Source organism: Streptococcus mitis (assembly GCF_902159415.1).
In the GTDB taxonomy this organism is placed as follows: Bacteria; Bacillota; Bacilli; order Lactobacillales; family Streptococcaceae; genus Streptococcus; species Streptococcus mitis_BG.
In genome coordinates this window covers 77,080-90,978 of sequence record NZ_CABGJU010000003.1, presented here as the reverse complement: position 1 = coordinate 90,978, position 13,899 = coordinate 77,080, and the positions used below count along the sequence as shown (strand labels likewise).

At 39.8% G+C, this 13,899-nt stretch carries 13 protein-coding genes; 6 read left to right on the top strand and 7 right to left on the bottom strand.

What is annotated here, in order from left to right; all coding sequences use genetic code 11:
* Nucleotides 1-20: 20 nt before the first annotated feature.
* Nucleotides 21-662: an NIF family HAD-type phosphatase gene (locus FN031_RS08060; protein WP_142559224.1), complete on the top strand. Its 642-nt coding sequence runs from the start codon at nt 21-23 to the stop codon at nt 660-662.
* A 98-nt stretch (nt 663-760) separates the two neighbouring features.
* Here FN031_RS08060 and FN031_RS08055 read toward each other — a convergent pair whose 3' ends face one another.
* From FN031_RS08055 to FN031_RS08045, 3 genes are all read right to left on the bottom strand, one after another.
* A complete protein-coding gene (locus FN031_RS08055) occupies nt 761-1,201 on the bottom strand; it encodes a DUF805 domain-containing protein (RefSeq protein ID WP_142559223.1) in 441 nt (146 codons plus the stop codon).
* Between the two features lie 149 nt (nt 1,202-1,350).
* Nucleotides 1,351-3,201 carry a polysaccharide biosynthesis protein gene (locus FN031_RS08050; protein WP_142559222.1) on the bottom strand — a complete coding sequence of 617 codons (1,851 nt, stop codon included), beginning with the start codon at nt 3,199-3,201 and terminating at the stop codon, nt 1,351-1,353.
* A 78-nt stretch (nt 3,202-3,279) separates the two neighbouring features.
* Nucleotides 3,280-4,110 (bottom strand): glycosyltransferase, encoded by an 831-nt coding sequence (locus FN031_RS08045; protein ID WP_142559221.1) that lies wholly within the window; start codon nt 4,108-4,110, stop codon nt 3,280-3,282.
* A 218-nt stretch (nt 4,111-4,328) separates the two neighbouring features.
* On the opposite strand from FN031_RS08045, the gene FN031_RS08040 reads away from it, so the two are divergent.
* The 5 genes from FN031_RS08040 to FN031_RS08020 all read left to right on the top strand — a co-directional run bounded on the left by FN031_RS08040 (nt 4,329) and on the right by FN031_RS08020 (nt 8,537).
* A complete protein-coding gene (locus FN031_RS08040; RefSeq protein WP_142559220.1) occupies nt 4,329-5,495 on the top strand; it encodes a CynX/NimT family MFS transporter in 1,167 nt (388 codons plus the stop codon).
* Nucleotides 5,496-5,633: 138 nt separating this feature from the next.
* Nucleotides 5,634-5,960, top strand: coding sequence for a PadR family transcriptional regulator (locus tag FN031_RS08035; RefSeq protein ID WP_006149048.1), 327 nt, complete (start codon nt 5,634-5,636; stop codon nt 5,958-5,960).
* Complete coding sequence (locus FN031_RS08030) at nt 5,947-6,540, top strand: DUF1700 domain-containing protein (protein ID WP_000198672.1); 594 nt, start codon at nt 5,947-5,949, stop codon at nt 6,538-6,540. The genes FN031_RS08035 and FN031_RS08030 overlap by 14 nt, the downstream gene beginning before the upstream one ends.
* Complete coding sequence (locus FN031_RS08025; RefSeq protein WP_185928461.1) at nt 6,533-7,486, top strand: DUF4097 family beta strand repeat-containing protein; 954 nt, start codon at nt 6,533-6,535, stop codon at nt 7,484-7,486. Before FN031_RS08030 ends, FN031_RS08025 begins: the two co-directional genes overlap by 8 nt.
* Before the next feature lie 46 nt (nt 7,487-7,532).
* Nucleotides 7,533-8,537 carry a DUF6574 domain-containing protein gene (locus FN031_RS08020; protein WP_142559218.1) on the top strand — a complete coding sequence of 335 codons (1,005 nt, stop codon included), beginning with the start codon at nt 7,533-7,535 and terminating at the stop codon, nt 8,535-8,537.
* Nucleotides 8,538-8,632: 95 nt separating this feature from the next.
* On the opposite strand, the gene FN031_RS08015 is transcribed toward FN031_RS08020, so the two are convergent.
* From FN031_RS08015 to FN031_RS08000, 4 genes are all read right to left on the bottom strand, one after another.
* Entirely contained in the window at nt 8,633-9,502 is an 870-nt protein-coding gene (locus FN031_RS08015; protein ID WP_142559217.1) for a DUF4299 family protein, read from the bottom strand.
* A 122-nt stretch (nt 9,503-9,624) separates the two neighbouring features.
* Nucleotides 9,625-10,611 (bottom strand): oxygen-dependent tRNA uridine(34) hydroxylase TrhO, encoded by a 987-nt coding sequence (trhO, locus tag FN031_RS08010; protein WP_142559216.1) that lies wholly within the window; start codon nt 10,609-10,611, stop codon nt 9,625-9,627.
* Between the two features lie 195 nt (nt 10,612-10,806).
* On the bottom strand, nt 10,807-12,000 hold the full coding sequence (locus tag FN031_RS08005) for an L-lactate MFS transporter (protein ID WP_075565114.1): 1,194 nt from the start codon (nt 11,998-12,000) through the stop codon (nt 10,807-10,809).
* 379 nt (nt 12,001-12,379) lie between these two features.
* Entirely contained in the window at nt 12,380-13,864 is a 1,485-nt protein-coding gene (locus tag FN031_RS08000; protein ID WP_142559215.1) for an ABC transporter substrate-binding protein, read from the bottom strand.
* Between the last annotated feature and the right edge of the window lie 35 nt (nt 13,865-13,899).

The following is a 13,899-nucleotide window of genomic DNA, read 5'->3' as shown; positions in this document are numbered from 1 at the left end:
CAAGACTACTAGGAGAATCTATGCCATCTCTATCAGCCATCTTTTTTGATTTGGACGGAACACTTGTTGATAGCTCTATCGGCATTCACAATGGTTTTACTTATGCATTTAACCAACTTGATGTCCCTAGTCCAGACGCCAAGACTATCAGAGGTTTTATGGGACCTCCACTTGAAACAAGCTTTGCTAGTTGTTTACCACAGAACCAGATTGAACTAGCTGTCCGGCTTTATCGTTTCTACTATAAGGATAAGGGAGTTTACGAAGCTAAGCTTTTCCCAAACATAGAAAGTATACTTTCAGAATTATCCAAGGATTATCCCCTCTATATAACAACCACCAAAAACACTTCAATAGCAGAAAATATGGTTAGTAATTTTGGTATTGACCACTTCTTTGACGGCATCTATGGTTCAAGCCCTCAGGCTTTACATAAGGCAGATGTCATTCGCCAAGCTCTGCAAACTCATAACCTAGACCCAGATAGGGTTGTCATTATCGGAGATACCAAATATGATATGATTGGAGCCCAGGAAACAGGGATAAAAACATTGGCCGTAACCTGGGGATTTGGTGAAGAAGAAGAGTTGATGAGCTACCAACCTGATTGGGTTGCCCATCAGTCAACAGACCTTTTATCTCATCTTCAGAAGAAAAACTAATAAAAAGACTCTCAAATGAAGATTTGGGAGTCTTTTAGACTTGTCTACCAGAATTAAGAGACTAGTAAATAAGATATAACAACAGAGCTTAGTTACCTTTATTTATTGTCTGTCTCTTCAAAAGGTGAAGCTTCGATAACTTCTTCAACTCGAACTTCTTGAACCTCACTGATTGCAGGAGTTGCTTCTTCCTTTGTCGGCATAGCTAGGAGAACCATAAGAGCGATACCCCCAACTACTGGAATAAAGGCAACAAAGATGAGTGCCCAATGGAAACCAGCGTCGCGTAGACGACGAACTGTCAGTGCTAGTCCAGGTAAGAGAAGTGCTAGTCCTATGACCATATAGATTATGGCAGTTCCACCTAAAGCAATAAGAGCACTCTCGTTTCGTGGGTTAGACATAGCATTTCCGTATGCCATGTAGAGAGGAATAGAAAGGATGTTATTGGCCAACCAAACCCACCAGTATTCTGAACGTGTTGAACGGCCTGCAAAATCTACATAGCCTTTAAAGAAACTTTTATAAGCGTTAATCATAAGATACTCCCTATATATTTTTTATTTAGTATCAGTTTATCACACATAGTCATTATTGACAAGTCTGTCCATAATTGAGAATAAATAAAGCGATTACATAGGATAATACTCACATAAAAACTGCACTCTTTTTAAGAGTGCAGTTCATGTTAGTCAACATGTGTTGTTTCGTTAGCAAAGCTAATAATAGCTTTCTTCAATTCAGCTCCTCGCAAAGCTCGGAATTCCTCAATTTTTTGATCGATTCTGTCTAGAGGCATAACATTAACCTTACCAACAAAAATCTTATCCATAACTTGGTTTTCAACTAACTCAGTAGATACAAGCAACTCTTCATAAAGCTTCTCACCTGGTCTAATTCCAACTTCTACGATTGGAATTTCATTTTCAGTATGACCACTGAGTAGAACCATTTTCTTAGCCAAATCGTAAATGCGTACGGGTTTGCCCATATCAAGGATAAAGACTTCTCCATCCTTTGCATAAGCGCCCGCATGAATCACCAAGCGACTAGCTTCTGGAATGGTCATAAAATAACGAGTCATTCGGAAATCCGTCACCGTTACAGGCCCACCTTCAGCAATCTGACGTTCAAAGACAGGAATTACACTACCACGGCTACCGAGTACGTTACCGAAACGAACCGCACAGTAGGTAGATTGGCTACGTTGATTAAATCCAGTGACAATCAACTCAGCCACACGTTTTGTTGCTCCCATTACGTTTGGTGGATTAACGGCCTTATCTGTTGAAATCATGACCATTTTTGGAACTCGTGCGGCGTCAACTGCTCTAGCAACATTGTATGTTCCAAGGATATTATTTTTAAAGGCTTCTTTTGGATTACGCTCCATCATCGGAACATGTTTATGAGCTGCAGCATGGTAAACAATCGCTGGTTCGTACTGTTCAAAAACTTGAAGCAAACGATCGTAATCTTGAATATCGGCAATGACAGGAACAAAGTCAATTCCCTGGAAACTACGAATTAATTCATGGTAAATCAGATAAATAGAGTTTTCTCCATGACCGAGCAAGACAACTCGCTCCGGACTGAAACGACTAACCTGACGGCAGATTTCCGAACCGATTGAGCCCCCTGCGCCAGTAACTAAAATCGTCTTGCCGTGTATCTCATCTCCGATACGTGACTCATCTAAACGAATCTCCTGTCTTCCCAACAAGTCTGCAAGGTCCAGTTTTTGGAAACTACTAACAGACGGATGAAGGCCTTGTACGACAGATTCGACTTTGGGCATCTTAAAACATTTAATATTAAGTTGGTTACACATCTGCAAAATGCGTTCGTACTCAGATGGATCCAAGGAAGGAATCGCAACAATCACTTTTTCAACCCTGTAACGTTTAGCAAGTTCAGGGAGCTCATTGTAAGAACCTAATACCGGAATTTTCCCAAGTTTCTGACCTTTTTTCTTTTCGTCGTCATCCAAAATACCAACCAACTCTAAATCACTAGTAGGATGTTGGTAGCTATCCATAAAGAGTGCTCCACCATCACCAGCACCAATCAAGAAGGTACGACGGTGTTCTCCAGCTCCATTTCCCTTTTTACGTCTTGAGTAAATCAACTGCCAAGTGATACGAGGAAGTAGAATCAAGAAAGTTGTTAATAGGATAAAAAGTACGATAAAGCGGATAGAAAAGAGCGGCAAGAAAGCATAGCAAATAACATAAGATAAGATACTACTGATAGTTACTCCGAAGAAAATCTTCATGAAATCTGTTATTTTGCTATATCGACTAATACTAGCATTAAGCCCCCAAAATCCAATCATAATTTGATAGAAAAGGAAGGTTAGACCTGTATAAATGACATAGTCTACCGGGGCTGGATTAATCAAGCCATAAAATAGAATATAGGAAACAATGATTGATAAAACCATACTGGTGATGTCAAAAAATCCCCAGAATACTTGTTTTTGTTGTTTATTTAATACTTCAACCAGATCAATTACATAATCTGTCATTTTTTTATTCATGTGAATGGTATCCTCCTATACAGAATCACATTTGCTAGCAGTGATAAGATATAGTTTTAAAATACTATCAGCTAGACATTACTTGCTTTTTCTTAGAAGTTTCAAAAATATAAACTGTCGCACAAATCCTGGACATAGGGCGACGACAACCTGGATTAAAACACTTTTCAGATATTCGCCATAAGAAATTTGTCCACGAGCTTGCATTCTCTTTCGTGCTTGGCGATAGAGTTTAAGATAGCGAAGACCTCCACGGCGTTCAAACATCCCTGCCCCAACTCGTACCTTACATAGGATTTGATCCACATTTCCAGTTCGAGCTCCAGCACTAATCATATTGAGCCAGAGAAGATCATCTTCCATATAAAGGCCATCCTCATAGTTACCAGCCTTTAGTACCATTTCTTTTTTGAACATAACAGTCATGTGGTTAAAAGCACTTCTCATACGCTGGTAGACAACAATATCCTCATGCTTAATTGGCACACGGCGGTAAGACACAATCTCATCAGGTCGGTCGATAAATTCTGCAATATGACCACCTAGCAGGTCCAAGTTTTCTTTTTCCATCAATTCGAACTGTTGTTCGAAACGGTCTTCAACAGCAATATCATCTGTATCCATACGAGCAATGACGCCATATTGGCACTGTAAGACACCGTACTGAAGCGCTAAACCTAAGCCTCGATTTTGCTCAAGTGGGCAACGTTTGATTGGAATACTTGACTGTGCTTCCAATTTTTCCAAAACTTGATACAGTTCAGGTGTCAGTGGACCATCTTCGACGATGACCACTTCGCTAGGTTTGAGCGTTTGATGTATGATGCTCTCTACTGCCTCTTCTAGAAAGGCTGGATTTTCTTTAACATAGACTGACATCAAGACGCTAAATTTACGATTTTCAGACACAGTACTTCTCCAATGTATAGATTTTCTTTCACTATTTTATCACAAATTTCCAGACTTTCCTATTTTTATTTGAATCCCAGAAAAAAACTAGTAAAGCTAATCTAGTTTTTGGGAGTAGCTGAATCCTTTCATAGCATAGCTTTTTGTCCCTTAACTTGACATCAATAGGAAAAAAACTTAAAATAAGCTGTTATTAAAATCGTCTTATCGAGGTTCTCATGAAAAAACAATCACTATTTTTTGTCCTTGGGATTATCCTAGTCGGAGCAGTCTTAAGAGCACCTTTTACAGCTTTACCGACTATTTTAGGTGACATTGCTCAAGGTTTGGGAGTAGAAGTCAGTTCCCTTGGGATTTTGACTAGCCTTCCTCTCTTGATGTTTGCCCTCTTCTCCTCTTTTGCGACTCGTTTGGCTCAAAAGATTGGACTCGAGCACCTTTTCACCTATAGTCTTATCGTATTGACCATAGGTTCAGTGATTCGTATCTTTAATCTTCCTCTACTCTATCTAGGAACTTTACTCATCGGAGCAAGTGTCGCTATTTTTAACGTGCTCCTGCCTAGCGCTATTCAAGCCAACTACCCACAAAAGATTAGCTTCCTGACAACAGTATATGTAACTTCCATGGGAATCGCAACAGCTCTTGCTTCCTATCTCTCGGTTCCCATTACTCAGGCTACATCTTGGAAAGGCTTGATTCTCTGCCTATCCTTTGTCTGTCTACTCACTTTAGTGGTCTGGTTCCCCAACCATCGTCACAATCATTTTCTAGAAGGACATGAGAAAAAACAAAAGAAAGAGAACATTCTAAAAGACAAGAAAGTTTGGGCAATTATTGTATTCGGTGGACTTCAGTCCTTGCTCTTCTATACCAGCATGACCTGGTTGCCAACCATGGCCATCAGTGCAGGACTATCTCATACAGACGCTGGCCTTCTGGCTTCTATCTTTTCACTGATCAGTATCCCCTTCTCGATGACCGTTCCAAGTTTAACAACTCGTTTGTCCAACCGTCACCGTCAAATCATGCTGACAGTTATCTCTCTGGCTGGAATGCTTGGAATTGCTATGCTCCTATACCCGAGCAAGAGTTTCCTTTACTGGTTAGTAGCGCATCTCTTGATTGGTACTGCCTGTAGCGCTCTTTTCCCTTATCTCATGGTTTGCTTCTCTATCAAAACTAGCTCTCCTGAAAAGACAGCCCAATTATCTGGGCTTGCCCAGACAGGTGGTTACATCCTGGCAGCCTTTGGACCAACTCTCTTTGGTTATAGCTTTGACATCTTCCATTCTTGGATCCCATCCGTACTGGCTCTTTTAATGATTGATATCATCATGACAATCTACCTCTTTATGGTGGATCGAGCGGATAAAATTCTCTAATCTTCTAGTTTTTGCTAGAAGATTTTTTATATGTAAAAATTTTATACATATTGCTTGACAGGGCTTACATTTAGATGTATGATGTATGTGTAGAATAATTATATATAAAATTTTTATATACTAAAAAGGAGGTGCCCCATGTATTTCCCAACATCAGCGGCTTTGATTGAATTTCTCATCTTGGCCATCCTAGAACAAGGGGATTCCTATGGTTATGAAATTAGTCAAACCATTAAACTCATTGCCAAAATCAAGGAATCTACCCTCTACCCCATCTTGAAAAAACTGGATACCAACCGCTATCTGACTACATACTCTCGCGAATACCAAGGTCGGATGCGGAAATACTACTCCTTAACAGAGATTGGGGAGGAGCAACTATTTGTACTCAGAGAAGAGTGGACACTCTACACTGACACTATCAACGGCATCATAGAAGGGAGCATTCGCCATGACAAGAACTGAATATTTGAATCAGCTTGAAGCCTATCTGATGAAGCTTCCTCAATCTGATCGCATTGAAGCCATGGATTACTTCAAAGAACTCTTTGATGATGCTGGTCCAGAAGGTGAGGAGGAGCTTATTGCTAGCCTGGGAAGTCCAAAAGAAGCTGCCCATGATGTCCTGACTACTCTTCTTGATAAGAAAATCAACGAAGAAAATTCCAGCAAGAACGACCGCCATATTTTACGCATTGCTCTATTAGCCCTTCTTGCAGCTCCTATCGGAATTCCAGTCGGAATTGCTCTTCTCATGGCTATCATCGGGATTTTTATCGCTGCTGTCAGCGTACTTATAGCCTTCTTTGCTGTATCAGTAGCTGGACTAATCCTAGGAGGCGTTCTCCTATTTGAAAGCTTCTACGTTCTGGCTGAATCGACATCTGCTTTTATACTGATTTTTGGTGGAGGCTTACTAGCGATCGGAGCTTCGTCTCTAGTCTTATTAGCGACTTCCTATGTAACACGTTTCTTTGGATTACTAGTTCTTCGACTTATCCAATGGATTCTTAATAGAGGAAAGAGAGGTGAAAGACATGCGTAAATGGACAAAAGGATTTCTTATCTTTGGTGTTGTTACCAGTATCATCGGTTTTTCAATGATGATCATCGGCATCCAAACAGACGGTGTCAGAGGCCTCCTTGCAATGTCACAAAAACCAGTCTTTGAGAGCCGAATGGAAGAGCTCGTTTTTGATCAAGATATTGAAAATCTTAACATGTCACTGACAGAACATTCGTTAGTCATTAGACAATCTAGCGATGACAAGATTCACCTTCAGTATCACCCGACCATCTCTGAAAAAGAAAACCTCCAGCATTCTATCAAAGAAAAAACTCTTGAGATTTCTGACACCAAGTCAACGACACACCGCTTTGTAGGTTCTAGTATCGAGGGTATCCTATTTATCGTAAGCGGAGTCTCTAGCCGCAATAACGAGGTCGTTCTATCGCTGCCAAAAGGAAGAGAATTAAAAAATCTAACCGCCCAGATCGACCACGGTGTCCTTTCGATTGCCGATGTAAAAGTCAGCAATGCCAAGATTCAGTCAAATGGCTATCTTCTTCGTATCACTAATAGCGAGATCAAAAACAGCCAACTGACCACAGCTGGAATCGTCAATGTATTTGAAACCAGTCTAACAGATAGCCGTATCCAAGCAGAACATCAACATATCTCTGCTGACGACATCCAAGTGCACGGTAAGGTAGAATTCGAGGCAGAAAATGACATCATACTCATGTTGTCCCGAAAAGAGCTTGAACGAATCAATCTCAATCTCTCATCAGAATATGGGGCTATCTATCATCGAACTCGAGAAGGAGTGAATCCTGTCCAGGGAAATCATGTAAATAGGGACGAAGAATTCTCCAATCCTTACAAAGTAGAGAAAAAAGATACGAAAGATCTCCTCGTCGCAAAGGCAGGTCAAGATATCAACATTCCAGACGAACCGGATCGCTCGCCCAATTCGAGAAATTATGAATAATAGTTAATCATTATCACTCAAACAAGAAATAAAAAGGAGGTCTATTATGACTCAAGAATGGTTTGAAAGTGCTGATTTCGAGAAAACAGCCAACAATGAGAAAAAAGAACATCCATCTGATCCAGTCATTCCTGAAGAAGAGTTAAAAGAAAAAGAAGAGTTGCCGGTGGTTGAAGAAAATCTTCAAGTCAATCCTGAAGAACAAGAAGCTGACCTAGAAAAAGTAGAGAATGGCGAACACGAAGAGATCGTGGAAAATGCAGACAAGTCAGAAGAACCTGTAGAGACTGAAGAACAAGAAGAACTGGCAACAAAGACAGACCAAGCAGAAAAACCAGCTAAGGAAGCACCTCAGCCTAGCAAATCTTTGGAAAGTCCATTTATCCCAGACCCTGTCCCTACAAAAACAGCAATCTTCAAAGAAGAATTTACTGATTTTTGGATTTGGCTACGAGGAGCTTTGAAAGAACCCACAGCTAGTTTTGATACAGATAAGAAACATAGTTATAATGCCTTTGCGCTACTAACTATCTTTTCTGCTACAAGTTTCCTCTTTACAGTTTATCACGCCAAACAAGGCTACTATGGTCGTATGGCAAGCATCGATGCTCACTTCATGGAACAATTCCCGTCTCTCAATCTCTTCTCGGTCTTCTCCATCCTAGTAGCGACAAGTCTCTTCTTCTTTTCAATTCTCATGGGTGGATTTGTAGTCAAACGTTTTGTCGATCAAAATAATGACTGGACACTAGATAAAACCTTCCAAGAGTACAGCCGACTCTTCGCTATTCCCATCCTCTTGACAAGTTTGGCTAGTTTCTTCGCATTCTTTAACAGTCTCAAATTTGCCATCTTTCTATGTCTGATTAGCTTAGTTATGGTACTTCTTGCTAACCTCTACATCATCTCAAAACCTAGTAAAGATAGTCAAACCGACCCCTTCTATCGCCTTCTCTTGGCCTTCCTAGTCAACGGAAGCATCCTATTTCTCTTTTTCCTAGCAGAAATGGCACTGGTTTTTGATTATCTCCGAATTCTAGCCTCTATGTAATATAAAATCCTGTCAGCTCTTGACAGGATTTTTTGTACACAAAAAGCAGACCAAAAATCTGCCTTTTCTTATTTTTTAGAACTACTATCTTTCGTTTATTTCTCTAGCTCACTATTTACTAAAGCTTCAAAATCTTCCCCTAAGATTGGTCCTACCACTATTTGGTTGGCATCCAAATCTTGATACAGTTCCTTTGGAAGAGCTTCTAAGAAGGCTTTGTAATCTAATCTGGCTACTGCTTCATAGTCTTCAGGCTTAGAACCATCTCCAGATATTTTCACCAAGTCAATCTCCCAGATGACATCTTTACCTGCCAATTGCTCAATGTAAGGAGCAGGAACAACAGGCCCCTTCGGTAAGATAGTCTTAACTCCCTGGGCTAAATGGTAGATGCCGTGAATCTTGCCTTGGCCATCTGGGTAAAATCTGAGGGTTGCAAGATAAGCATCAGACTCTTGAACCTTTTTGACCAGAGTTTCAAAACGTGTCAAACCATCTTGTTCTAAGAAAGCTTCCAAATCCGTCTTATTAAAATAAATAGGTGAAAGAATTCCTTGGCAGAAATATAGACGAGCAGCCTTGTCAGCTAAATAGTTCTTAACAGTTTCTTGGAAGTAAGCATTCAAGTCAAAGTCTGCCAAGCCTTCAACTGCTTCTCCGACCTTACTAGACAAGGCTCGCAAAAGGGCTTCTACAATTTCCCAGTCAGCTCTTGTGATAAAATCAGGAATAACAACTTGATAGCCTTTCTTGCTATCTTCATAGCTAACTTTAAAGAGAAATTGAGACTTACCCACAACAGCACACTCGATATACTCAAGGCGATTGAGAGGCTGACGGAGATAGATAGCATCATAGCTATGAGATTCCAAGCCATCTACAAGGGCTAAAATTGATTTTGCTGTTAAAATCTCCTGTTGTCCTAGGACACTTTGTTTATTTGGAATAAAAAATGCTTTCACCATACATAGGCTCCTTTGAAATCGTTTACATATAGTATACACTATTTTCCTGAAAGATGCAGAAACAAATTTTAGATTTTTGGGTAAAAAGCATAGAAAAACAGCCCCTCAGGACTGTTTGCTTTTTATACTGCTGTAGCTGGATCTAAACTCTCACCAAGTGCTACTAAACGCTCAATTACATCAGCTTCTGTTAATTCATGTTCTAAAACATAGCGATTACGTGGGTGAACACGGCATTCGTGTGAACACCCGCGAAGGTATTTATCTTCATTTTCTTCTGACGTTAAGATACGACGGTTACAGAATGGATTACCACAGTTTACATAGCGTTCACATGGTGTTCCATCAAACCAGTCCTTACCAACAACGGTTGGATTCACATGGTTGATATCCACTGCGATACGCTCATCAAAGACATACATTTTACCATCCCAAAGCTCACCTTGAACTTCTGGGTCTTTACCGTATGTTGCGATACCTCCGTGCAATTGACCAACATCTTTATAACCTTCACGAACCATCCAACCAGAGAATTTTTCACAACGCACGCCACCTGTACAATAGACGACAACACGTTTGTCCATGAATTTTTCCTTGTTATCACGAACCCACTGTGGTAACTCGCGGAAGTTACGGATTTCTGGACGGATTGCTCCTCGGAAATGACCTAAATCATATTCATAGTCATTACGTGTATCTAAGACAACAGTATCTTCATCAAGTAAAGCTTCCTTGAACTCTTTTGGAGATAGGTAAGCACCAGTTGTTTCTAATGGATTAATGTCATTGTCAAAGTCATTATCTTCAAGACCAAGGTGAACAATTTCTTTTTTGTAGCGAACAAACATCTTCTTGAAGGCTTGCTCGTTTTCTTCATCAATCTTGAACCATAAGTTCTCCATTCCTGGGAGACTGTGAACATAGTCCATATATTTTTGTGTTGTTTCGTAGTCACCTGAAACTGTTCCATTAATACCCTCATCAGCCACAAGGATACGACCTTTTAGACCGATAGATTTACAGAAGGCCAAATGATCTGCAGCGAATTGTTCCGCATTCTCAATTGGAGTATAGAGGTAGTAAAGTAAGACACGAATATCTTTTGCCATAAGATTTGTTCTCTTTTCTATTCTTAAATTTTCAGAATTTTTCATCTAACTATACTAGTATACCGACAAAGCAAAGCGATTGCAATTTATTTGACTGAAAATTAACCTCCTATAACTAGGACTCGTTCTGATTTCCAATCCTACATATGATTTAAAACAATAAAAAAATCCTTGGAAAATTCCAAGGATTAGTGTTTATGCTTTTTTAGCTTTAGACATGTAGAAGAGTTGGAGAAGAATACCAACGATAGCCATACCGATAACGATGAAGAAGGCCATTGTATAGTCTCCTTGGTTTGCTTGTGCAAGACGTGCACCAAGCTGTGGACCAGCAATCGCAGCCACACCATATGCAGTAAACATCCAACCGTAGTTTGTTCCTACATAAGTTACTCCCCAGTTTTCAGCAGTGATACCTGGGAATGAACCTAGGAATCCACCGAATGACAAGGCAACCATCATAACTCCAAGGATAGCCAAGATACTTCCTGGGCCTTTGAACAAGGCTGTAAGCAATAATCCAACAGCAATTGCTCCAAACATAGCGATAACTGTAGGGTAGCGACCGATCTTATCAGATACTGAACCCCAGAAGATACGTCCAAATGTATTAGCGATAGATACTAACATAACGAAGAGTGTAGCTTCTCCTACAAGTTGATACTGGTCAGAAATTGATGCTGCAGTACCGATGATCATCATTCCACCAGTAGCACCAAGAACGTAAATCAACCATAGAAGCCAGTAATTTCCGTCACGAAGCATTTCTTTGTAAGTTTTACCTTCTGGTTGAGATGCTCCAGCTGCCGGTGCAGCTGCAGGAGCTTTCTCCATTACCAATGAAGAAGTACAAATAACAATTAGAAGAATGATACCTAATACTTTGAATGTTGAGTAAACACCCATAGAAGCAATCAAAGATTTGGCAACTGGACCGATAATAAGGGGACCTAATCCGAAACCTGCTGCTGTCAAACCACCAGCTAGACCTTTTTTATCTGGGAACCACTTAGTAGCAACTGAAGTAGATGCTCCATAAGCTGAACCAATACCAAGTCCTAGGACAACCCCGTAAGTGAGATAAAGGACTGGAAGAGTGGTAGCAAATCCAGTAGCGAACATACCAGCACCGAAGAGAATACCACCTAGGAATACAAATTTCTTAGGTCCTACTGAATCGACTTTAGGACCAAAAATAATCATACCAACAGGTACCATTGCAAAAGAAATACTAAAGGCCAAAGAAGTTTGGGCTTGAACCCATCCTTGACTAGCATTGGTTTCTAGCAGTGCCTTTTGAAAGACTGACCAGGCGTAACCAGCACCTAGAGAGAGATTCGTTAAAATGGCTGCTGCCAAAATTAACCAACGATTGGGTGTTTTTTTCATATGAATAACCTCATGTAAAATTCTTATCCCCAAAGGGAATTGTTGACAAATGTTGTCGGTTTTTTACCTACTTATCCTAGATAGCTGGTCTAGAAATCACTAAATAGATAAAGTAATTTTCACAATGTTAAGCGCTTTCATTGTCTTATATATTTATTATAAGCTAGATTCATTTAAAAATCTACTTAATTAAACTAATAGGGGTATTAGCTCAATTAAGCCCTATTCATATCTTATTATCGTATATTTAAAAGGCTATTATAGCCATCTCTTTAGCCTTTTCGCAACAACTATAAAAAGAATCACCACCTTATCTAGAAAGTTCCAGACAAGGCAGTGATCGCATCTTTTAGGAATGAATACACGAAATCAATCTATCTTAAGATTTTTTGTTTTTCAAGAATTCGTCGTATTGTTTTTGCATTTCATCCAATACTTTTTGGTATGCACCTTCAGATTTAAGTTTTTCCATTAATTCTGGAATAGCTTTTTCTGGGTCTACAGTACCAGTGTTGATAGCTGTATCGAATTGTTGCATAGTGTTAGTGATAGCTGAGATTTCAGATTTCACGTTGTCAGTGTTAAAGATAAATCCAAGCGCTGGAGATTCTTTTGCAGTTTCCAAGTCTTTCTTAGATTGTGCAATTTGCTCGTCTGTTACGTTTTCGTTGATGTAAAGGATCCAGTTGTTACCAGTGTTCCATCCTGACATGTGAGTGTTTCCTTTGTATCCATCAAGGACTTTAACACGGTTTTCTTTACCTGCTACTTTTTCCCAGTTCTTGCCTTCTGGTCCATAAACAAGGCCGTTCAAGAGTTCTGGGTTAGTGTTCAAGAGGTTCAACACTTCCATTGCTTTTTCTTTGTTCTTAGAGTTGTTTGAGATTACAAAGTTAGCAACTTGAGTTGTTTGGTTTTTCTTGATGAAGTTAGTAAATGGTTTGATTTGGATGTCTCTGTTAGCAACACGAGAAAGCAAGCTGCTACCGTAGTCAGCTGGTCCTACTGTTTCTTCGCGAACAAGCCAAGTATCTTGAGTAAGGTCATATGAAGTGTCGCTAGTTGCCACGTCTTTTGGAATGTATCCTGCTTCATAGTATTTGTGAAGAGTCTTCAAGTGTTCTACGAAACGAGGAACTTCGTAACGGTTTACAATCTTAGTAGTGTCGCCTTCAAGGTCGATGACGAATGGAAGACCATTTGCAACTGGGTAGTCAAAGTTTTCTGATGGAATAAAGTTTTTACCAACAGCGAATGGCATTACATCTGGTGCTTTTTCTTTGATTTGTTTCAAGACTGGTTCAAGTGTTTCGTATGAAGTTACACCTGAGATATCGATGCCGTATTTTTCAAGAAGTGGGCCGTTGAAAGCAAAGTTTTGTGAAGATGCAACGTTGGCTGCAACTGGCACTGCATAGATTTTACCGTTTATAGTGTTCCCTTTGATGTAAGCTGGGTCAAGCGCTTTGTAAAGTTCAGCTCCTTCTTTCTTGTACAATTCTGTCAAGTCAGCATAAGCACCTTTTTGAGCGTTTACTACATAGTTATCTGCAAATGCGATATCGTAGTTTTCACCTGATGAAGTGATAACTGACATTTTCTTACCGTAGTCACCCCAACCAAGGTATTGGATGTCTAATTTAGCACCAACTTTTTCACCGATGATTTTGTTTGCATTTTCTAGCAATTCATCCAAGTTATCTGGTTTGTCACCGATTTGGTACATTTTGATAACAGTTTTTTCGCCTGAAGTTGACTCAGCAGCTTTTTGGTTATTCCCTTTAAGGTTTCCACAAGCTGCAAGGCCAGCAGCCAAAGCTACAAGGCTAGCAGAAGCAAGAGCATATTTTTTCCAGTTTTTCATGATAAAAACTCCTTTTTTTATTTTTAATTTATAAA